22 protein-coding genes are annotated in these 20856 nt (G+C 71.9%); 14 read left to right on the top strand and 8 right to left on the bottom strand.

All coding sequences use genetic code 11. The annotated features are described in order from the left end of the window. Nucleotides 1–4: 4 nt before the first annotated feature. From ABT324_RS29580 to ABT324_RS29565, 4 genes are all read left to right on the top strand, one after another. Nucleotides 5–427 carry an FHA domain-containing protein gene (locus ABT324_RS29580; RefSeq protein ID WP_351184132.1) on the top strand — a complete coding sequence of 141 codons (423 nt, stop codon included), beginning with the start codon at nt 5–7 and terminating at the stop codon, nt 425–427. 40 nt (nt 428–467) lie between these two features. Further along, complete coding sequence (locus ABT324_RS29575) at nt 468–1109, top strand: response regulator (protein ID WP_351184130.1); 642 nt, start codon at nt 468–470, stop codon at nt 1107–1109. Between the two features lie 39 nt (nt 1110–1148). Continuing rightward, entirely contained in the window at nt 1149–2891 is a 1743-nt protein-coding gene (locus ABT324_RS29570) for a GAF domain-containing sensor histidine kinase (RefSeq protein WP_351184128.1), read from the top strand. Nucleotides 2892–3117: 226 nt separating this feature from the next. Next, nucleotides 3118–3645, top strand: coding sequence for a DinB family protein (locus ABT324_RS29565; protein ID WP_351184126.1), 528 nt, complete (start codon nt 3118–3120; stop codon nt 3643–3645). Between the two features lie 178 nt (nt 3646–3823). On the opposite strand, the gene ABT324_RS29560 is transcribed toward ABT324_RS29565, so the two are convergent. The 3 genes from ABT324_RS29560 to ABT324_RS29550 form a co-directional block, all read right to left on the bottom strand. Further along, on the bottom strand, nt 3824–5149 hold the full coding sequence (locus tag ABT324_RS29560; RefSeq protein ID WP_351184124.1) for a hypothetical protein: 1326 nt from the start codon (nt 5147–5149) through the stop codon (nt 3824–3826). 138 nt (nt 5150–5287) lie between these two features. Further along, the gene (locus ABT324_RS29555) at nt 5288–5665 is read right to left on the bottom strand and encodes a hypothetical protein (RefSeq protein ID WP_351184122.1); all 378 of its coding nucleotides are present in this window, start codon (nt 5663–5665) and stop codon (nt 5288–5290) included. Between the two features lie 289 nt (nt 5666–5954). Continuing rightward, nucleotides 5955–7250 carry a hypothetical protein gene (locus ABT324_RS29550; protein WP_351184121.1) on the bottom strand — a complete coding sequence of 432 codons (1296 nt, stop codon included), beginning with the start codon at nt 7248–7250 and terminating at the stop codon, nt 5955–5957. A gap of 502 nt (nt 7251–7752) precedes the next feature. Here ABT324_RS29550 and ABT324_RS29545 point away from each other — a divergent pair. The 3 genes from ABT324_RS29545 to ABT324_RS29535 all read left to right on the top strand — a co-directional run bounded on the left by ABT324_RS29545 (nt 7753) and on the right by ABT324_RS29535 (nt 10259). Then, nucleotides 7753–8043, top strand: coding sequence for a hypothetical protein (locus ABT324_RS29545; RefSeq protein ID WP_351184120.1), 291 nt, complete (start codon nt 7753–7755; stop codon nt 8041–8043). 74 nt (nt 8044–8117) lie between these two features. Then, entirely contained in the window at nt 8118–8447 is a 330-nt protein-coding gene (locus ABT324_RS29540; protein ID WP_351184119.1) for a hypothetical protein, read from the top strand. A 294-nt stretch (nt 8448–8741) separates the two neighbouring features. Beyond that, nucleotides 8742–10259, top strand: coding sequence for a purine-cytosine permease family protein (locus ABT324_RS29535; RefSeq protein WP_351184117.1), 1518 nt, complete (start codon nt 8742–8744; stop codon nt 10257–10259). A 6-nt stretch (nt 10260–10265) separates the two neighbouring features. Here the strand turns inward: ABT324_RS29535 and ABT324_RS29530 are convergent, their stop codons facing one another. Next, nucleotides 10266–10814, bottom strand: coding sequence for a TetR/AcrR family transcriptional regulator (locus tag ABT324_RS29530; protein ID WP_351184115.1), 549 nt, complete (start codon nt 10812–10814; stop codon nt 10266–10268). Nucleotides 10815–10906: 92 nt separating this feature from the next. On the opposite strand from ABT324_RS29530, the gene ABT324_RS29525 reads away from it, so the two are divergent. The 3 genes from ABT324_RS29525 (at nt 10907) to ABT324_RS29515 (ending at nt 13348) form a co-directional block, all read left to right on the top strand. Next, complete coding sequence (locus tag ABT324_RS29525) at nt 10907–12400, top strand: MFS transporter (protein WP_351184113.1); 1494 nt, start codon at nt 10907–10909, stop codon at nt 12398–12400. A gap of 155 nt (nt 12401–12555) precedes the next feature. Continuing rightward, complete coding sequence (locus ABT324_RS29520) at nt 12556–13068, top strand: hypothetical protein (protein WP_351184111.1); 513 nt, start codon at nt 12556–12558, stop codon at nt 13066–13068. A gap of 142 nt (nt 13069–13210) precedes the next feature. Then, a complete protein-coding gene (locus ABT324_RS29515; protein WP_351184109.1) occupies nt 13211–13348 on the top strand; it encodes a hypothetical protein in 138 nt (45 codons plus the stop codon). Here the strand turns inward: ABT324_RS29515 and ABT324_RS29510 are convergent. Further along, nucleotides 13325–13945, bottom strand: a complete 621-nt coding sequence (locus ABT324_RS29510; protein WP_351184107.1) for a TetR/AcrR family transcriptional regulator — start codon at nt 13943–13945, stop codon at nt 13325–13327. The genes ABT324_RS29515 and ABT324_RS29510 overlap by 24 nt on opposite strands. A 153-nt stretch (nt 13946–14098) precedes the next feature. Between ABT324_RS29510 and abc-f the strand changes: the two genes are divergently transcribed. Beyond that, nucleotides 14099–15706 (top strand): ribosomal protection-like ABC-F family protein, encoded by a 1608-nt coding sequence (gene abc-f, locus ABT324_RS29505; RefSeq protein WP_351184105.1) that lies wholly within the window; start codon nt 14099–14101, stop codon nt 15704–15706. 57 nt (nt 15707–15763) lie between these two features. Beyond that, nucleotides 15764–16369 carry a CatB-related O-acetyltransferase gene (locus ABT324_RS29500; RefSeq protein ID WP_351184103.1) on the top strand — a complete coding sequence of 202 codons (606 nt, stop codon included), beginning with the start codon at nt 15764–15766 and terminating at the stop codon, nt 16367–16369. 40 nt (nt 16370–16409) lie between these two features. On the opposite strand, the gene ABT324_RS29495 is transcribed toward ABT324_RS29500, so the two are convergent. Together ABT324_RS29495 and ABT324_RS29490 are read right to left on the bottom strand one after the other, a co-directional pair. Beyond that, nucleotides 16410–16649 carry a hypothetical protein gene (locus ABT324_RS29495; protein WP_351184101.1) on the bottom strand — a complete coding sequence of 80 codons (240 nt, stop codon included), beginning with the start codon at nt 16647–16649 and terminating at the stop codon, nt 16410–16412. Between the two features lie 450 nt (nt 16650–17099). Continuing rightward, nucleotides 17100–17804: a response regulator transcription factor gene (locus ABT324_RS29490; protein ID WP_351184099.1), complete on the bottom strand. Its 705-nt coding sequence runs from the start codon at nt 17802–17804 to the stop codon at nt 17100–17102. Nucleotides 17805–18268: 464 nt separating this feature from the next. Between ABT324_RS29490 and ABT324_RS29485 the strand changes: the two genes are divergently transcribed. Next, complete coding sequence (locus ABT324_RS29485; RefSeq protein ID WP_351184097.1) at nt 18269–19144, top strand: CPBP family intramembrane glutamic endopeptidase; 876 nt, start codon at nt 18269–18271, stop codon at nt 19142–19144. A gap of 98 nt (nt 19145–19242) precedes the next feature. On the opposite strand, the gene ABT324_RS29480 is transcribed toward ABT324_RS29485, so the two are convergent. Beyond that, nucleotides 19243–20241, bottom strand: coding sequence for a helix-turn-helix transcriptional regulator (locus tag ABT324_RS29480; RefSeq protein ID WP_351184095.1), 999 nt, complete (start codon nt 20239–20241; stop codon nt 19243–19245). 113 nt (nt 20242–20354) lie between these two features. Between ABT324_RS29480 and ABT324_RS29475 the strand changes: the two genes are divergently transcribed. Further along, nucleotides 20355–20825 (top strand): VOC family protein, encoded by a 471-nt coding sequence (locus ABT324_RS29475; protein ID WP_351184093.1) that lies wholly within the window; start codon nt 20355–20357, stop codon nt 20823–20825. Nucleotides 20826–20856: the final 31 nt, after the last annotated feature.

The raw sequence follows: 20856 nt of genomic DNA, 5'->3' as shown, positions 1-20856 counted from the left end.
GACCATGGATGACACCCGGTTCGAGGCGACCGCAACGGCTGGTGTCGCGGCAGCGGGCGAGACGAGCCGCACCCTGCTGGAGGCCGCGCCGACCACGCAGGCCGTGCCGGCGCCGCGGGACTCCGAGGAGTCGACCGGGCCCCGGCTGGTCATCAACCGGGGCCCGGGCACCGGCACCGGTTTCGCGATCGGGGGTGCCCGCATCACGATCGGGCGAGACCGGGACTGCGACATCGTGGTCGACGACATGACGGTGTCGCGCGTGCACGCCGAGCTGCGCCTGCGGGACGGCCGGTACGTCGTGGTGGACGGCGGGTCGCTCAACGGCACCTACCTGAACCGGCAGCCGGTGGACGTCGCCGAGCTCGACGACGGCGACGAGCTGTGGATCGGCCGGGTCCGGTTCACCTTCCACAGCGGCGGCTGAGGCCAACCGCTCCTATGGTGGGGATGTGGGCGGTGCTGGCGTGACCACCGTTTTCCTGGTCGACGACCACGAGGTCGTGCGACTGGGACTGGTCGACCTGCTCGAAGCCGAGCAGGACCTGGTGGTGGTCGGGCAGGCCGCCTCCGCGGGCGAGGCGCTGGCCCGCATCCCCGCCATCCGGCCGGACGTGGCCGTGCTGGACGTGCGGCTGCCGGACGGCAACGGGGTCGAGCTGTGCCGCGAGCTGCGGTCCCGGCAGCCCTCGCTGCAAGTGCTGATGCTGACCTCCTTCACCGACAAGCAGGCCACCCTCGACGCCATGCTGGCCGGGGCCGCCGGCTACGTCGTGAAGAACATCAAGGGCATGGAGCTGGCCTCGGCCGTGCGCCGGGTCGGCTCCGGGCAGTCGCTGCTGGGCGAGCAGGAGACCGCCACGCTGGTGAGCAGGTTGCGCGCCGAGCTCGACGGCACCTCGAAGCTGCCCGACCTCACCGGGCAGGAACGGGTCCTGCTGGACTGCATCCGCCAGGGCATGACCAACCGGCAGATCGCCGACCGGATGTTCCTGGCCGAGAAGACCGTGAAGAACTACGTGTCCCGGCTGCTGAGCAAGCTCGGCCTGCAGAGCCGCACGCAGGCGGCCGTGCTGGCCACCCGGTTGCGCCACCGCCGCGAGGTGTGAGCGCTCGCCGGGCCACGTCCGGAATGTCAGAGTGGAGACGTGAGCAGGGCGGACTCGGCAGGACCGGGGGAGCTGCGGGAAGGGGCCGCTCCGGCGCTGGTCGGCACCCTCTCCCGGTTGCGCCTCAAGGAGCTGCTGACCCAGGTCCAAGCCCGCATCGAGGAGATCATCGGCCTGCGGGACCAGATGGACGTCCTGCTGGAGGCTGTGCTGGCCATCTCCTCGGAGCTGGAGCTGGACTCGGTCCTGCGGCGCATCGTGCGCACCGCCATCGACCTCGTCGACGCGCGCTACGGCGCGATCGGCGTCCTGGCACCGGACGGCTCGCTCAGCCGGTTCATCCACGACGGCGTCGACGAGGAGACCACCCGGCGCATCGGCCACCTGCCCACTGGGCGCGGGGTGCTGGGCGTGGTCATCGAAGCGGACAAGCCGCTGCGGCTGGACGACATCTCCGAGCACCCGGCGTCGGTGGGGTTCCCGGCGCACCACCCGCCGATGCGCAGCTTCCTCGGGGTGCCGCTCCGGGCCCGGCAGGAGACCTTCGGCAGGCTTTACCTGAGCGAGAAGCTCGACGGTGGCCCGTTCACCGCCGACGACGAGGTCGTGCTGCAGGCGCTGGCCGGGGCGGCCGGGATCGCCGTCGACAACGCCCGCCTGTTCGAGGAGGTGCGTCGCCGCGAGCGCTGGTTGGACGCCACCGGCGAGATCACCGCGGAACTGCTGGCCGGGACCGACCCCATCGACGCGCTCCAGGTGATCGCCGAGCGCGCGGCCGAGCTCACGCAGGCCGACTACGCGCTGCTGGCGGTGCCCGCGCGCAGCGACGACGTCGACGTCGAGGAGCTGACGGTGACGGTCTCGGCCGGGGCCGGGGTCGAGGACCTGGTGGGGCGGACGATCCCGGTCGGCGGCTCGATGACCGGGCAGGTGTTCCGGGAGCGGGTGCCGCGCAACATCCCGCACCTGTCGACGGTCGAGGGTGCCGCGGTGGAGCTCGGCCCGACCCTCGCGGTGCCGATGCGGGCCGAAGGCACCATCGCCGGGGTGCTGCTGGCCGTGCGGCGGGCCGGGGCCAAGGGCTTCGACGAGGAGCAGCTGCTGGTGGTGTCGTCGTTCGCCGACCAGGCCGCGCTGGCGCTGCAGTGGGCGGAGGCGCAGGCCGCGCGGCGCGAGCTGGACGTGATGGCAGACCGCGAGCGAATCGCCCGCGAACTGCACGACCACGTCATCCAGCGGCTGTTCGCCGTCGGCATGGCCATGCAGGGCACCCAGCGGCGGGCGAAGGCGCCCGACGTGGCGAGCCGGTTGACCGAGCACATCGACCAGCTGCACGAGGTGATCCAGGACCTCCGCGCCAGCATCTTCGACCTGCAGGTGGCCGCCGAGCACCCGAGCGGGTTCCGCAACCGGGTGCAGCGGGTGGTCACCGACGTGGTGGGCGACAGCCCGCTGCGGATCACCATGCGGATGGCCGGGCCGCTGGACGTGCTGCCACCGCGGCTGGCCGAGCACGCCGAAGCGGTGGTGCTGGAGGCGGTGAGCAACACCGTCCGGCACGCGCACGCCTCGGAGCTGTCGGTGACGATCTCGCTGGACGACGACCTCACCATCGACGTCACCGACAACGGCATCGGCATCGAGCACGCGGTGGCGCACAGCGGCCTGCACAACCTGGCCGAGCGGGCGGTCCAGATGAGCGGTCGGTGCACTGTGGAGCGGTTGCCGACCGGCGGCACCCGGGTGCTGTGGACGGCGCCCCTCAACGCCCCTCGGGGGTGACTCGGCGCGGTCCGGGCGACCCGGCGCACGCGAGTTCAATGGGGATCGGATGCGCGATTCCCGTTGCGGCGCACTGAACCCACTCAAGCGAGTCACCTGCACTTGCAGTTTCAACTGGAACTGCATCAACGGGCCCCCGCCGAGCGCCGGTTTCCACCAGGAGGGGCGCGGGTTCGGTGGGAAAACCGCGGGCGGTACCCGCGGTGGGCGTGGCAGGATCTCGCGGGTGCCCACACCGCGTGTTGAACTGTTGCGCTGGCAGTTCGAGATGACCTGGTCGTTGTTCGAGTTCCACCTCGCCGAGCTGGTGCCCGAGGACATCCGCTGGGAGCCCACCGCGCACTGCTGGACGGTGCGGCGCGGAGCCGATGGCGGCTGGGAACCGGATTTCGCCGAGGTGGAGCCCGATCCGATCCCGGTCCCCACCATCGCCTGGACCACCTGGCACATCGGTTGGTGGTGGACGGTGGCCCTCGACCACGCGCGGGGTCGGCCGCCGCGCGATCGCACCGAGGTCCGGTGGCCCGGCCCCGACGCGGCCGTCGACTGGTTGCGCGGGCTGCGCGACGAGTGGTTGGCGGTGCTGGATCGGCTCACCGACGCGGAGCTGGACGCGCCCGCGCCGTTCCCGTGGCAGGACGACCCGGACAAGACCGTGGCGCACATGGCGGCGTGGCTGAACGGCGAGCTGATGAAGAACGTCGCCGAGATCGGCCAACTCCGCCTGCTGCGCACCGCCTCCGCCCACGCTTGAGGCACGGCCCGTTTGGGGAGGGCTGAGAATCCGAGCCGCACCCCCTAGGTGCGCGTGCGACTGCGGTTCGCGCGTCGCGACGGATGTGGGCCGGGCGCGCCATCGCTTTCGCGATGTTCGTGGCCTCCGCCGAGGACGACGGCGCCACTCCGCCCTGATCCCGCGGTGTCGTCCGGGATCAGGCGGTGCGCCAGCGGCGGATGCGGCGGGTGAGGCTGCGGCCGAGGTTGTACAGGACCAGCGCCATGCCCGCCCACGGCAGCACCAGCAGGAACATCCGCAGGACACCGACCACGGCCGTCGCCGCGTCACCGTCCCGGACCGCGCCGCCCACCGCGTCCCAGTGCGTGCCGAGCGCCTGCCACACCACCGGCAGCACGTAGGGCGCGAGCACCAGGAACCCGATGATCCAGTACGCCAGGCACGGGATCACCAGCACCACCCAGACCGTGATCACCCACCGGACCCAGGGCTTGAGCTCCCGCACACGGGGGTGCGGCGGGCGCCCCGGCAGCATGCTGCGCAGCACCGGCCCCATCCGGTCGAACAGGTCGGGAACGCCGACCAGGTCGCTGAGGATGTAGTAGCCGTCCAACCGGATCGACGGCACGAACTGCCAGACCGTCGAGACCTGCCAGGCCACCAGTGCGACGAGCAGCCAGGGCAGGCCGGTCGCAGCGAAGGCGGCGATCACCGCCAGCATGGCGATCGCGTTGAAGTAGACCCCGCCCAGGTCGGTGCGCAGGCGTCCCGCCCGGCTCAGCCGGTAGGAGTCGGTGACGGTGCTGTACATGGCAGGCCACACCAGGTAGATCCCCACGCCCATCGCGCCCGGCCGCGCGCCGCCGTAGCGGCAGGCCGCGACGTGCCCGCACTCGTGGAAGATCCCGGCGAGCACCAGCACGCCCAGCACCAGCAGGATCTGCTCCGGCCGGTCGACCAGCTCCCGGGCGCCCACCAGCAGTTGGGCGACCCCGCCGCGCAGGGCGAGCCAGACCTCGGCGGCGACGAAGGCGACCAGCGCGAGGACCACGACCGGCGGCCAGAACAGGGGCTGGAAGACCCGGGCGAGCACCGCGACGACGTGCTCGGGCACCAGCGCGACCCGGAACTTCAGCGCCAGCAACCGGTCCCGCCCCTTCGGCAGCGGTGCGGGCGGATCGGACGCGGACTCGGCGGCCACGACCCCGGCGGGGCGCAACCGGTTCTCGACGAGGAAGGAGACCTGCTCGGCGGTGATCTCCCGGCCCCACTCGGCGCTCAGGTCGGCGGCGAGGCGCGCGTAGCTGCGGCGGCCGTCGAGCCCGGCCGCCACCAGGTAGAGCAGGTGGGTCAGTTGCAGGACCTGGCCGTCGACGCGGCGGACCAGGTAGGGCGGTTCGCGGTGGCCGGAACCCTGGTACTGGCCGATCAGCTCGGTGCCCTCGACCAAGCTGGGCACCACGAGCTGCGCGAGGTCCGCTCCGGCCGCGGGCTCCCCGGTGCAGTGCCCCTCTGCGACCATCACGACTCCTCGCCCTCGGAACCAACTGCTGCTGAACGACAACTCAGCGCCCGCCGCGCGGCGGGCGCTGAGATGTCGCGGTGGTGCGGACGGCTGGTGGTGCGCCGAGCGGTCGGCGCACCACCAGGACCGGGGACGTCAGCTCGGGTTGCCGCCGCCGTTGCCGCCGATGCCGTCGCCGCCGATGCCATCGCCGCCGATGCCGTCGCCGCCGTCACCACCGTCGCCACCGTCGCCGCCGCTACCGCCGTCGCCGCCGTTGCCGCCGTTGCCGCCACCCTGGCCGCCGCCGGTGCCGCCGCCGGTGCCGCCGTCGCCGCCGGTGATGTCACCGGTGGTCGTGATGTCGTTGTCCCCGTAGGCCACGACGTGCTCGTGCGGGGTGAAGTCGAGGACGACGACGTCCTCGCCGTTCCACGGGAGCCAGAAGGTCGACATGACCGTGCGCGCCGGCAGGAACTCCACGCGCTGGACCTCGAGTTCGGCGTGGTTGAGCGGTCCAGAGGTTCGTGGCATCAGGTGCTCCTTCGCAAATTCAGCAAATTCACCGGAAGAACCGGAAACGAGGCCACCCCCTCGAGGATCGCGCTCCAGTGGCACGGTCCCGGCGCACGGGGCAGAACGTAGGAGCACTGCGCTGGCGGTGCACCTCGAATCACCCGCTAGGTGGGCTGTTCGCGCACCTTTCGTGGGTTGGCCGTGCGCGTGGTGATGGCTTCGGTCCCGGGGTGGTGCCGACCGCCGGTGCCCGGAACCCGCGCCGGGCGGCCGTTTCGCGGCGGGGTGGTCGAGCACCCCGCCAGCGTCAGGGGTTGCGCCGACCTGGTTCGGCGACGGGGGTCGCGAGGCGGCCACCGGGACCGCCAGCACCGCCCACGCCACCGGTGTCGGCGACGGCGTTGAGGCCGCGCAGACCGGGGATGCCGGGCGTGATGCCGTCGCCACCGGTGCCGCCGTCGCCACCGTCACCGCCCTCGCCGGGGATGGTGTGCACGGTGGCCCGCCCGTCGTCCTGGGACATGATGTTGCCGATGTTGGGCAGGCCGCCCGCGCCGCCGGTGCCGCCCGTGCCACCAGCACCCTCGACCTCGTTGTCCTGGGTCGCGGCGTCGCGCGCGCTCGTCAGGTGGCCGGTGCCGCCGTCGCCGCCGCGCCCACCGCGACCCCCCTTGCCGCCCTGGACGGTGATGTCGTCGAGGCCGGTGCTGAGGATGGTGCCGGTCCGCCCGTTGGCCGTGCCGCCGCGGCCGTTGGCCTGCCTGGTGCCACCGCCGCCGTTGCCGCCGTCACCACCGTTGCCGCTGCGGGTCTCGGCGGTCGCGTTGCCGCCGACACCTCCGGTGCCGCCGGTGCCGCTGTCGCCGCCGATGACCTCCACGGTGTTCTCGCCCTCGCCGGGGTTGATGCGGCCGAGGTTCGCGGTGCCGCCGTCCCCGGCGTTGCCGCCCCGGCCACCGCGCGAGTCCGCGGGGTTGGTGCTGCCCGTGCCGCCGTCACCGCCGACACCACCGTTGCCGCCCTTACCGCCGGTGACGGTGATCGTGTCGTTCCCGGCGCCGCCGTTGATCACGCCGGTCTCGGTCACCCCCACGCCGCCGGCGCCGCCGTGGCCGCCGGTTCCCGCGCTGCCCCCGGCCCGCGCGGTGGGGCCCGCGACGCCGTTGGTCCCGGCCGTCCCCCCGGTGCTGCCGCCGTCCGCGCCCCCGTTGGCGCCGTTCCTGCCGTCGCGGGCTTCGCCGCCGAGGAAACCGTTGCCGCCCTTGCCGCCGTCACCGCCCGCGCGGCCGGTGACGATGATCAGGTCGTCCCCGGCGCCCGCGTCCACGGTGCCCGCCACGGCACCGCCGAGGTAGAAGCGGTCGTTGCCGTCGGTGCCCTCGAGCGTGGTCCCCTCCGGGACGCCGCGGTCGCAGACGACGTCGACCCCGGACCCGTTCGGGGTCCGCGTGCAGGACGGCGGTGCGGCTTGCGCGGCCGGGACCGCGGCGATGCTGAACGTGACCGCGAGCATGGCGGCGCTCGGCAGCGGCCACCAGCGCTGGGCCCCCGCGCCGGACTGGACCTGGCTGGCGCTCGCGGTCCGATGTGGGCGATTGCGCATCGGCACTTCTCCTTACCCGGGATGGTTTCGGCTGGGCCAAACAGCGCGGGAGTCTAGGCCGAGTGGATCAGCAGTGGTGGTACCCGAGGCGGTGCCGTCGGGGGACGGGGCCGGGGACCACCCGAACCGGTGGTCCCGGTGCTCGTCGCCCAGGCCCCGGGAGGTCCGCTGCGCGTGGAATTGCGGTCAGCGGTTTTACGTTCCTTTTCCGGACGAACGCTCTCCTCCTCAATTCGCGGTAGTCCGTCTAACCGCCGCGGCGTGTTGGTGGTTAATCGCGTCCACGCGTGGTGACCAGGCACTTTCCATCCAGCTGCGGATGTTGGTCTTTTTCGGACTGCGGGGCTGCTCCGGCACATCTACCCTCCGACCTGATGCCAACGAATCTGGGGCGTTGGATGGGGGATCTGGGTTTGGCGACCTTGTTCGGCATCGATCTCCACCTTGCATTCCGAGCCCGTTCGAACTGGGGAGGAAGAAAGTGTTCGATGAATCTGGACCGGTGAGCTTCGAAGAGCTGGGCGACGAGCGCCTCGAGTTCCTGCCGCCGCGCACGGTCATGTCGACGCTGTTCCAGGCCGGTGGCTGGGATGGGGTCGTGATCAACGGCGGTGCCGGTGGCACTGGCGGCGGCACCGGCGGCGGCAACGGCGGCGGTGACGGCGGCGATGGCGGTGACGGCAACCTGGGCGGCCACGGCGGCGATGGCGGCTTCGGTGGCCACGGCATCGGTGGTTACGGCATCGGTGGTCCGGGCATCGGCGGACCTGGCGGGCCATTCATCGGCTGGTGATCTGCCTCGAACCGCACTTCCTTGGGTACGCCTGGGTGGTCCGCTGCAAGCGCGCTGATGCCTAGGAGGTGCAGATGTCCGAGAGGAGACGGCTGCTGGGGGCCGCGGAGCTCGATGAGCAGCGGCTTGAGTTCCTGCCCGAGCGCACGGCCATGACGACGTTGCCGGTGCACGGCGGCTTAGGTGGCGTCGGCCTGAGCGGCGTCGTGGTCGAGGGCGCCGACGGTGGCGACGGTGGTGGCACCGGCGGCGGCACCGGCGGTGGCGACGGCGGGGACGGCGGCGAGGGGTCCACCAGCGGTGGCTACGGCGGCACCGGTGGGAACGGCGGCTCCGGTGTCGGTGGTGCCGGCGTCGGTGGCTCCGGGACTGGTGGTGCTGGCGGGCCCACTGTTCGCCCGTGACCCGTCCTGAGGTGGGGCCTCGGCCCCGCGGCGTTGCGAGCGGAGGTCGTCCTGGGGCTAAGCTTCCGCGATTCGCGCAGCTCTCCACGCAACGCGAGCGAGAACAGGCTGCTGGGGTGGATCAGCACCCGGGCAGCCTGTTCTGCGCGTTCTGGGCACTGTGGACGGGCGCGCGGTGGGGTTGTGCTTTCGTCCAACGGGCGCAGCGGGCGTTGGAGCTTCGACCGATTCCGCCTCGGCGCGGGTTGGCGCAGTCTTTGCTGATCACTGCACGTGGTCGGGGAGGACGGGCCGATGGGCGGGACGCCAGCGTTCAAGCGGGTGGAGACCAACGGTGTCGAGCGCATCCCGGACGCCGAGCGCACCGCGCGCCCGGTCGACCTGTTCCGGTTGAGCTTCGGCGGTGCGAACACCTTCTCCACGGCGGTGCTCGGCGCGTTCCCGATCCTGTTCGGGCTGTCGTTCTGGCAGGGCCTCGCCGCGACCGCGCTCGGCCTGGTGGCCGGGGCGCTCGTGCTGTGCCCGATGGCGGTGTTCGGGACGGTGAACGGCACCAACAACGCGGTGTCGTCGTCGGCGCACCTCGGCGTGCACGGGCGGGTCGTCGGGTCGTTCCTGTCCCTGCTGACCGCGGTCACGTTCTTCGCGATCTCGGTGTGGAGCTCGGGGGACGCGCTGGTCGGCACCGCGGCCCGCGTGCTGGCCGTGCCGGAGTCGCCAGCGTCCTTCGCCGTCGCCTACGCGATCTTCGCGGTGCTGGTCCTGGTCGTGTGCATCTACGGGTTCCGGATCATGCTGTGGGTCAACAAGATCGCCGTGGTGGCCGCCACCGCGCTGTTCGTGCTCGGCGCGGTCGCCTTCGGCGGTGGGTTCGACCCGTCCTACGCCGGGACGCTGCCCACCTCGGACGCGCCGCTGTTCTGGTCGTCGTTCATCGGCTCGGCGCTGATCGTGCTGGCCAACCCGATGTCCTTCGGCGCGTTCCTGGGGGACTGGTCGCGCTACATCCCGTCGACCACCCCGCGCCACCGGGTGGTGGCCGCGGCGCTGCTCGCGCAGCTGTCCACCATCATCCCCTTCGGGTTCGGGCTGGTCACGGCCACGGTGATCGCCCAGGCCGCGCCGGAGTACCTGGCCGCGGACGCTCCCAACTACGTCGGCGGGCTGCTCGCGGTGGCACCGGGCTGGTACTTCGGGCCGCTGTGCCTGATCGCGCTGATCGGCGGGTTGTCCACCGGCACCACCGCGCTGTACGGCACCGGGCTGGACTTCTCCAGCGTGTTCCCCCGGTTCTCGCGGGTCCGGGCGACGGTGCTGGTCGGCGTGCTGTCCATCGCGCTGATCTTCGTCGGCCGCTTCGGCTTCAACCTGGTGCAGAGCATCTCCACCTTCGCCGCGCTGATCGTGACCTGCACCGCGCCGTGGATGGTCGTGATGATCCTGGGCTACCTGACCCGGCGGGGTTGGTACGACCCGGAGGCGCTGCAGGTGTTCAACCGGCGCCAGCGGGGTGGGCGCTACTGGTTCGACCGCGGTTGGAACTGGCGCGGCATGGCCGCGTGGCTGGTGTCGGCCGGGGTCGCGCTGCTGTTCGTCAACATCCCCGGCCAGCTGGTCGGACCGCTGGGTGACCTGGCGGGCGGGGTGGACGTCAGCCTGCCGCTGTCGCTGGTGCTCGCGGCGGTCGGTTACCTCGGCCTGCTGCGGGCGTTCCCCGAGCCCCGCGACGTGTTCGGCCCGGACGGGCCGCGCTGGGTGCCCGCCACGGACACCCAGGTGCCGCCGATCGTGTCCGAACCGGCGGCCCGCTGAGCTGGGTCAGTCCCCGCGGGTCTCGGCGACCTGCGCGAGCAGCCGGTCGAAGACCTGCCTGAGCAGGTCCGGGTCCGGGCGCGGCAGGCCGGACAGCGCGCTCAGGTACAGGCCGTCGCCGACCAGGCGCACGATCTCGGCCAGCACCGGGTCGCCGATGTAGTCGGTGAGCAGCTCCGACCAGCGGCCGAACACCTCGGCCAGCACCTCGGTGCCAGCCTCGTCGAGGCCTTCGGCGCTGCGCAGCGCGGCGATGACCGACCAGTAGAGGGCCAGCTCGGCGTCGCTGCTGGGCAGCGAGGTCTCCAGGAAGTACCGGACGACGTCGACGCCGTTCCGGGTGGCCAGCGCGAACTCGGCGCGGGCTTCGTCCTCCAGCCGCAGCGTGAGGCCCTGCAGCATGGCCTGCTTGGAGCGGAAGTGGTAGAGCAGGCCGCCCTTGGACACGCCTGCTTCGGCGGCGACGGACTCCAGGGTGACGGCCGCGGTGCCCTTGTTGATCAGGATCCGCTGCAACGCGTCGAGGATGCGTTCTCGGGTATCGGAAGCTGCCACGGTTTGAACTATACCGTCTGGACGGTTACTATACCGTCTGGACGGAATCTGTACCGTCTGGACGGTACAGATCGAAACAAGGCCGTGTAGAGATGACCAACCTGGAAACCACTCGAACTTCCCGTGGGCAGTGGGCCGCGCTCGGCGCGCTCCTGCTCCCCGTCCTGCTGATCTCCGTCGACAACACCGTGCTGAGCTTCGCGGTGCCGCACATCAGCGAGGAGCTGCGCCCCACCGGCGGCCAGCTGCTGTGGATCGTCGACATCTACTCGTTGATGCTCGCCGGGCTGCTGGTGACGATGGGCACCCTCGGCGACCGGATCGGTCGCCGCCGCCTGCTGCTGATCGGCGCGACCGGCTTCGGCCTGGCCTCGGTGCTGGCGGCGTTCGCGCCCAGCGCCGAACTGCTCATCGCCGCGCGTGCGCTGCTCGGCGTGGCCGGGGCGACGCTGATGCCCTCGACGCTGTCGCTGATCCGCAACATCTTCACCGACCCGCGCGCCCGGACCACCGCGATCGCCGCCTGGACGGCGACCTTCGCCGGTGGCGCCGCGTTCGGACCGCTGCTGGGCGGCCTGCTGCTGGAGCACTTCTGGTGGGGGTCGGTGTTCCTGATCAACCTGCCGGTGATGGTGCTGCTGCTGGTCGTCGGCCCGCTGGTGATCCCGGAGTCGCGCAACCCGCGGCCGGGCCGGTACGACCTGCCCAGCGCCGGGCTGTCGCTGCTGGCGATGCTGGCGCTGGTGCTCGGCATCAAGGAGTTCGCCGGCGGCGGGGCGATGGCGCTGGCTGCGGTGGCGGTCGCGCTGGTGGCCGGGTACCTGTTCGTGCGCCGCCAGCGCCGCCTGGCGGACCCGATGCTGGACCTGGGCCTGTTCGCCAAGTCGCGGTTCAGCGTCGCGGTGGCCAGCAACCTGCTGGCCGTGTTCGTGATGGTCGGCGGGCTGTTCTTCATGACGCAGTACCTGCAGCTGGTGCTCGGGATGACGCCGCTGCGCGCCGGGTTGGCGCTGCTGCCGGGAATCTCGCTGTCGGTGGTGGGTTCGCTGCTCGCGGTCCGGTTGATCCGCCGGGTGCGGCTGGCCGCGCTGCTGGGCGCGGCGATGCTCGCGACCGCGCTGGGCTACCTGCTGATGGTGCTGCTGCCCGCGCAGGACGGTGCGTGGCTGGTGGTGGTGGCGTTCATGGTCGTCGGCATCGGCGCGGGCATCACTGAGACGGCCACCAACGACACGATCATGAACACCGTGGCGCCGGAGAACGCCGGGGCGGCCTCGGCGATCTCGGAGACCGGCTACGAGCTGGGCGCGGCGCTGGGCACGGCGGTGCTCGGCAGCGTGGTCACGGCGGCCTACCGCAACCGCGTCGACGTGGCCGGCATGCCGGAGTCCATCGTGGACGCTGCGCGCGACACCCTGGGTGGTGCGCTGGCGGTGGCCGGTGACCTGCCGGTGGAGCAGGCGGTGGCGCTCCGCGACTCGGCGGCGCACGCCTTCACCCACGGCGTACACGTGACGAGCGTGGTCGGCGCGGTGGTCCTCGCCTTCGCGGCCTTCCAGGCCTGGTGGGTCCTCTCCCGCCGCTGACCCGCCCGCTTCCTCGTGAGTGGCGGTGGTCGTAACAACCACCATCGCCGCTCACGAGGGGCCGACACCCACTCGTGAGTGGCGATGGTTGTTGGAGCCACCATCGCCGCTCACGAGTGCTCGTTATGCTGGCGGGGCACGGGTTTGGTGGATGGATGGGGAGCGTGGTGACGCAGGGCCTGCGGGAAGTTGAGGTTTCCTACGCGCGGCTGGTGCTGGCTGGTGTGGTCGTTGCTTTCGCGGTTGCTGCTGCCTCGGTCTTCCTGGTGTTCCTCGGCAGCGGGTTGTCAGGTGGGATCGAGGTCGAGGCTGCCAGGGGTGTGGTGGCTGCTGGTGTCATCACCTTCGTCGCGTTGCCGTTCGTCGCTTGCGCGGTGCTGGTCCTGGGGCTGCCGCTGGCATTGGTCGCCGAGAAGGTGTGCCGCCTGCTGGAAGTCGGGCGTTGGGGCGCGCTGCTCGCGTTCGGTGCCTTCGGCTTCGTGGCCGGGTTGGGTGTGATGGCCCTGATGAACGCGACCTCGCTGATCGTGCTGCCTGCCGTCGCCGCTGCGGTGGTCGGTCGGGGTGCGGCCGACTGGTTGGCGGGCCGCCGCCTCCTCCTCCGGGGCTTCGCCCTGACCTGCGCTGCGGTGCTCGCCCTCTCGTTCCTGTTCTGGTTCGTGAACTGAGCTGGGACTGGTGGGCACCAGATCACCCCGGACACCGTTGGCGACCTCAAGCTGAAGTGGGCCTTCGCCTACCCGAAGACCGGTGCGTGGGTGAAGAGCCAGCCCGCCGTGGTCGGTGACGACGTGTTCTTCTACCAACGGGTTGACCGGGCGTGGGGGGTCGATCTCCGGCAACGGTGGTGCGGTCGTCGCCAACGGCACGCTCTACGTGCAGACCGGGTACGAGCCGATGTACCCGGGCGAGCACGGCAACGTGCTACTCGCCTTCGACGTCCCCTGAGGTGAACGCTCCGGCTCGTGCGGCGAGCGCGGCGGTTGCGGCTGCGTGCTCGGGTAGTCGTGGATCCGGTGGTGTGCCGAGCAGCACCAGTTGGTGGTAGAGCGGTGCGGTGGCGGTGACCAGCAGGGCGCGGGCGTCGGTTCCCGGTGGGAGCTCGCCGCGTTGGACCGCTCGCTCGACGACGAGTTCGCAGCGCCCGTAGCGGTCGTCCCACAGCCGCCGCAGGGCGCGGGCAGCCTCCTCGGAGCGGAACGACGCCGCGATCAGGGCCGCGGCGATCGACGGGCGCTCGGTCAGGGACTGCTGGATCTCGCGGTTCAGCGCGGCGAGGTCGCCGCGCAGGGAGCCGGTGTCGGCGGGCTGCCAGTCGTCGTCGCTGGTGGCGTCGAGCAGGTCGGTGAGCAGGCCGCCGACGTCGCGCCAGCGGCGGTACACCGTGGTGCGGTGCACGCCGGAGCGGGCCGCGACGGAGTCCACGGTGAGGGCGTCGAAGCCGTGCTCGGCCAGCTCCGCGCTGACCGCGGCGAGGACTTGGGCGCGGGTGCGGGCGGTGCGGCCGCCTGGTCGGGTGCGGCCCGATGGGGGTGCGGAGCTCATCTTCGGCGATCCAGTTGCTCGTCGGGACGGGACGTGGTTATCTTAATGCAACTGCTGTCGCACTAGTGAGGTTGCCGATGCTCTTCCGAGGTGTTCGTCCCGCCCTGCGGTCCACGCTGGCCGCTTCGCCCTCGAACGCTTCGGAGCACATGCATGCCCACGCAGATCACCGCGCTCGCGGTCAGCAAGTCCTTCCACGGCAGGCTCGTCCTCGACGAGGTCACCTGCTCGCTCGCCGCGGGTGAGCGCACCGGGATCGTCGGCGAGAACGGGTCCGGGAAGTCGACCCTGCTGCGCCTGTTCGCCGGGCGGGAGCAGCCCGACCGGGGAGAGGTCGTGGTGCGCGCCGACGGTGGCGTCGGCTACCTCGCGCAGGACGAGCGGCTGCCACCCCAGCTGACCGTCCGGGACGTCATCGACCGCGCCATGGGGGACCTGCGCGCCATTGAGCAGCGGATGCGCGCCTTGGAAGCCGCGATGGCCGACGGCGACGAATCCGGGCTGGCCGAGTACGGCGAGCTGTCCACGGTCTTCGAGCTGCGCGGCGGCTACGACGCCGACGCCCGGGTGGAGCGCGCGTTGCGCGGCCTGGGACTCGGACTGGTGGCGCGCGATCGAGCCGTCGGCGGGCTGTCCGGTGGGGAGCAGGTCCGGCTGCGCATGGCCGCCGTGCTGGCAGCCAGTCCGGAGGTGCTGCTGCTGGACGAGCCGACCAACCACCTCGACGACGACGCCCTGACCTGGCTGGAGGATCACCTGCGCGCCCGGCGCGGCACCACGGTCGCGGTCTCCCACGACCGGGTCTTCCTGGAACGGGTTGCCACCAGCCTGCTGGAGGTCGACCTCGACCAGCACCGCGTCGTCCGCTACGGCAACGGCTACGCGGGGTTCCGAGCGGAGAAGGCGGCGGCGCGCGAGCGGTGGGCCCAGGCCCACGCGGAGTGGCGGGCTGAGGCTGATCGGCTCCGCGAGGTCGTGGCCACCACGGCGCGCGAGGTCGCGCCGGGCCGGGCGATGCGGGACAACAACAAGATGGCCTACGACCGGGCGGGCGGACGGGTGCAGCGGTCGCTGGCCAGCCGCGTCCGCAACGCCGAGGAAAGATTGCGACGCCTGCTCGCGGAGCCGGTGCCGCCACCACCGGAGCCCCTGCGCTTCACGGCCACCCCGCCAGCCGGGCGCGCGCAGGGGACGGTCCTCGACGCCGAGGACGTCGCTGTCGCGGGTCGGTTGGGGCGGACGAACATCGCTGTCGCCGCTGGTGATCGCCTGCTGATCACCGGCCCGAACGGGGCGGGCAAGACCACGCTCCTGCGCGTGCTGGCCGGGGAGCTCACCGCGGACAGCGGTACCGTCGCCCGGCGCGGCCGGATCGGTTACCTGGCGCAGGAACCGGGCCCGGCGGTGCCCGGCGAGACGCTGCTGGCCGCGTTCGCCCGCGGGCGTCCCGGCCAGGTCGCCGAGCACGCCGAACGGCTGCTGTCGTTGGGGCTGTTCACCAGTGCCCAGTTCATCACCCGCGTGGCGGAGCTCTCCACCGGGCAGCGGCAGCGGCTCGCGCTGGCGCGGCTGGTCACCGAGCCGTCGGACGTGCTGCTGCTCGACGAACCCACCAACCACCTGTCGCCCGACCTCGTGGAGGAGCTGGAAGCCGCGCTGGCGGACTACCGCGGCGCCCTCGTGGTCGTCAGCCACGACCGCCAGCTGCGGCGGCGCTGGCGAGGCGGGCACCACGAACTGCGGGCCCTGGTACCGGCCTGACGAGGACCCTGGAGAGAACAGTGCCCAACGCCCCTGCCGACCCCCGTGCTGCACCCGATGCCCGAGCAGCCGCGGGTGGTGCTGCTCAAACCCCTGATCACGTCACCGCTGATCGAGGTCGGGGAGTTCTCCTACTACGACGACCCGGACGGTGCGACCGCGTTCGAAACCCGCAACGTGCTCTACCACCACGGACCGGAGCGGCTGGTCATCGGCAGGTTCTGCGCGCTGGCCACCGGGGTCCGGTTCATCATGAACGGCGCCAACCACCGGGTGGACGGCCCCTCGACGTTCCCGTTCCCCATCATGGGCGGCTCGTGGTCGGAGCACTTCGACCTGCTCACCGACCTGCCGAACCGGGGGGACACGGTGGTGGGCAACGACGTGTGGATCGGCCGCGGGTCCACCGTGCTACCCGGTGTCCACATCGGACATGGGGCGGTCGTCGCCACCGGAGCGGTGGTCACGGCCGACGTCCCCGACTACGGGATCGTCGGGGGCAACCCGGCCCGCCTCATCCGGACCCGCTACGACGACGCGGACATCGCCCGGCTGCTGGCGACCGCCTGGTGGGACTGGCCGCTGGAGCACATCACCGCGAACGTCCGCACGATCATGTCCGGCACCGTCGACGACCTGGTGGCAGCGGCGCCGCGCGGGTGACCGGCGGGCGGCGGCGGGGTGTGCCCGCCGCCGCGCCGGGTCAGTTGCGGACGCTGACGGTCAGCGTGTACTTCCCGTCGTTGTTGCCGTCCTCGCAGATGGCCCCGCCGACGTTGGGGTTCTGGATGGCCGCGTTCATGCGGGCGTGGCAGTCCTGCTTGGTGAGGTTGGTGCCCCAGACCTCGTTGTGCCACCCCTCGGCGAGCGCGCTGCCCGCACCGAGCACGGACATCCCAGCGGCGCACAGCACGACGGTCGTGGCGAACTTGCGGATCTGCATGGTGGTTCCTCTTCCACTTCGACAACGCAGGTGGACGGCAGGTGCCGTCGCCCTCGAAGGTAGGAAGCTGTGCCCGCAGGGTTCGCCGAGCGCGACGTGTCGAGGGAAAACCCTCAGCCGGCACCCGAGCTCGGTTCTGGTGACCGGACCGCACACCGCCCAGTCCTTTGTGGACGACCTGCCGCCGGTGAGGGTTTTCCCTCTGGGGTTGCGGGATTGTGCTCGACGGGTGGGCCACGTCCTAGGTTCTGTCCTGCGGCGGTGCTAGCGGGTCTGCGGCCCGCACCGGCGCGCCACGGCAGGAGGAGCAGCCGCCATTGATCGGCGGGTGGTCCCCGGTCGGCTCCCCACCCCGCGCCCGCGGGCGCCGACCGGAGCTCCGCAGCCACCTGGTGCCAGGTGGCTGCGGAGCACTGCCGCCCGGCAGGAGCCGCTCTCAGCGCATGAGGATCACTGCGTAGCCCGCGGGTCTAAGCGGTACCCCACACCCCACACCGTGACAAGCACCGCGGGTTGGGCGGGGTCGGCCTCAATCTCCTCGCGTAGCCGGTGGACGTGCACGGCGATGCTCGCCAGGTCCTCGAAGTGCTTCTCCCACAGCACCTCGAACAACTCGTCGCGGCGGAACACGCGACCGGGATTGCTCATCAGCAGCGCCAGGAGGTCGAACTCCGGGGCCGACAGCGCCAAGCGGCGCCCGCCCTTGGTGGCCACCCGCGACACCTGGTCCAGCACCAGGTCACCGGCGACCAGTTCCAGTGGCGTCTCCAGCGGGGCAGGACCGGCGCCGCGACGCAGCACAGCCCGGATGCACTGCACCAGTTCGCGGGGGCTGACCGGCGCGGTCAGGGAACCCTCCACCACGACCTGGTCGAGCGGGAGATGTCCCTGCGCCGCCGGGGTGATCAGGACGAACGAGGCGTCGACGTGCTGCCTGACCTGTTCACAGAACGCAGCGCTGCCGTCGCCCAGCAGGGCCACGTCGACGACGATCAGGTCCGGGGTCAGGCTGCGGACCAACCGCAGCGCCGTCTCGACATCGCCTGCCGCGGCGGGCAGGATGCCGTCGCGTTGCAGGTAGCCCATGACCAGGTCGACGACGACGGGGCCGTCCTGCACCAGCAGGACGCGGTGCGGTCGGCCGGGCCCTGTCACGTCTCGGGCCCCGCGGCCAACCCGCAGGTGCCGACCGCGTCTGGTGCGGAGCAGATCGCCGCGGGCAGCGCGCCACGTCGGGGTCCGGTCAACGCGCGGTCCCGCACCATAACCTGCCTCCCTCCGCGACACGACGCCTGCGGGTCGCAATCTAGGGCGTGCCGGACCTGCGCGCCCCGGCTTCAAGGAAGGTGCTCACTTCATTTAATGAACTCGTAAGGATCGGACCGACCTCCCGCGCGCGATCAACCCGCGGAGTTGCGCGCGAGGGCTGCCCGTTCGGGCACTCGGGCTGCCTCGGCGGATCGCAACCCCGGGACAGCCGTGGACGTCCGAATGGTGGCTGGTGCGATTGAGCCACGCTGAGCGGAGACGGCCAACTCGGCCCCACACCCCAGCGTGCGCGCCCGTCCGCGCGCTTACCGCGCGATTGAACCTCAGCCACCTCTAGTAGGAGTCCTGACATGTCCACACCCCGCGCAGCGGGCCGCTACCGAGGCGACCTGCTGCTGTTCATGGCCCTCGCCTTCACCGTGAGCTGGGCGTCCTGGTTCACGGCGATCGGGCTCGGCGGCTCGGCGATGGCGCCGCCCGCGGTCGTGCCCTACCTGCTCGGTGCGTTCGGCCCGCTGGTCGCGGCCCTGGTGGTCCGGGTCCGGCGCGGTCTGCGTGGTGAGCCCGTCCCGGAGCACGCGGTCCGGTTCAGGTGGCAGGCGCTGCTGTGGGCGCCGCTGCTGTTGGTGCTGGCCTCGGCCACGGTGCTCGGACCCGCCTTCCTGGCGCAGGTGGCGGGTGGCCCGGCGGTGAGCCCGGAGTCCGCCCTGGACGTCGTGGCGAACGCGGGCGGGCCCGCGGCCTTCCTGGTCAGCATGGTGATCTCCGGGCCGCTGTCCGAGGAACCGGGCTGGCGCGGTACCGCCTACCCGCGGCTGCGGGCGTCGATGGGGCGCTTCCAGATCGGCCTGGTGCTCGGCGTCATCTGGGCCGTGTGGCACCTGCCGCTGTTCTTCATCAACGGGACCGTGCAGAACCAACTGGGCCTGGACAGCCCGAGCGGGGTGCTCTTCGCCGTCAGCAACATCCCGATGACCATGCTGACCTGCTACGCCTACGAGCGCGGCGGGGTCCTCGCCTCGATCGCGGTGCACTTCTCGGTCAACACGACGATGGTCCTGCTCGGGGTGCACGCGCCCGTGACGCAAGCCCTGATCATCGGTGTCCAGTCGATCGTCGTGGTGCTGCTCTTGGTCACCAGCCGTCCGCAGGCCGGGTCCGACGCGATGCCGATGGCTCGGTCCCAGGCGAAAAACCTTGGTGGGCAGGAGGAATTCGCGCGGTAGCCGGTGCGGCACGCGCGGAAGGGGTGGTTCTCCTGAGCCGCCTGCGGTTCGCCTTACCGCAGGCGGCTCCCGCTTGTGCGGGGCGTTGTGGTGGCCGGTCAACCGGACGTGCTGTCCGCGGCACGTTGTGCGCGGCGGGCCAGCTGCGCGAAGGCTTCCCGCAGCGGATCCGGGCCGATGACCCTGATCTCGGCGTCGAAGCGCGCCAGCGTCGCGGCGAGCGCGGACCAGGACCACGAACCGAGCAGCAACCTGGTCCGGGTCGGGCCGAGCTCCTCGACGACGCCGTCGGCCGCGAACGGAACCACTTGCGCCGCCGGGAGGTCGAGGACCACCTCGCCGCGGCACGGCCAGGTGTTCTCGCTCTCGGACCCCTTGAACCGGGCCGAGAGGAAGGCGGCGACGTCGCCGCCCGGCACCTGCCGCGGGGTGAAGCGCGGGCCGTTGGGAATGCGGGGGGTCATCCGGTCGGCGCGGTAGATCCGCCAGTCCGAGCGCTGCGGGTCCCAGCCGACCAGGTACCAGCGTCCACTTCGGACAACCAGGTGGTGTGGTTGCACCCGGCGCGGCGGGCGGGGCTCGTCGGGGCTCGTCGGTGACTGGTAGTCGAACCGCAGCTCCTCGGTGGACCGGATGGCGGCGCTCAACGCGAGCAGCACCTCGGTGTCGACTTGGGGAGTGGCGTGGCGCCCCACCGTTTCGACCGCGGCGACCTCGAGGGCGTCCACGCGCTGCCGCAGGCGGGAGGGCAGGACCTGGCGGACCGTCGCCAGGGCGCGTGCGGCCCCCTCCTGGATGCCCGCTCCCGTTGCGACGGCGATGCGCAGCGCCACGGCGAGCGCGATGGCCTGCTCGTCGTCGAACAGCAGCGGCGGCAGGTCGCTGCCCGCGGCGAGCCGGTACCCGCCGTCCGGCCCCCTGGCCGTCCGGACGGGGTAGCCGAGCCCGCGCAGGCGGTCGATGTCGCGGCGGACCGTGCGTTCGCTGACACCCAGTCGTTGGGCGAGCAGGTCCCCCGGCCAGTCGCGGCGGACTTGCAGCAGGGACAGCAGTGCGAGCAGGCGGCCGGAGGTCGCCATCGACGAAGCGGTGGGCATGCCGACCAGGTTGCCACGAGTACCGGACGTTCCCTGACCGGTACTGCTGGCACGGTGGCGCTCACCGCCGGGAGGACCCGGCGGTGGAACCACCTGTGGAGGACCGGAGAACCATGTCTGTGAACGCTGTTGCCCACCTCAACTTCCGCGGTCAGGCCCGCGAGGCGCTGGACTTCTACCAGTCGGTGTTCGGCGGGCAGGTCGTCGCCGCCACCTACGGCGACTTCGGGATGCCCGCCGAGTCGCCGGACGCCAGCAAGGTGGTGTTCGGCCAGGTCGTCGCGGACAACGGGTTCCGGGTGATGGCCTACGACGTGCCGGGGGCGGACGCGCCGGTCGCCAAGAGCGCGCCCACCACCCGCCGCGAGCACGGGACGACCATCACCGACGAGCCGTTCTTCCTGTCCGTCCGCGGCGAGACCGTCGAGGAGGTCCGCGCGTTGTGGGACCGCCTGGCGGACGGCGCGACGGTCGTCGAGGAGTTCGGCCCCGCCCAGTGGGCCCCCGCCTTCGGAATGCTGACCGACCGCTTCGGCATCACCTGGATCCTCGACGTCGCGGCCGAGCACGCCCCGGCGGCCTGACCCCCACCGCTGCGGCGGGGTGCGGCCGCAC

This window comes from Saccharopolyspora sp. NPDC000359, assembly GCF_040300525.1.
Classification (GTDB): Bacteria; Actinomycetota; Actinomycetes; order Mycobacteriales; family Pseudonocardiaceae; genus Saccharopolyspora.
Note: the sequence above shows the minus strand (reverse complement) of the source record. Positions and strands in the feature narration are given on the sequence as shown.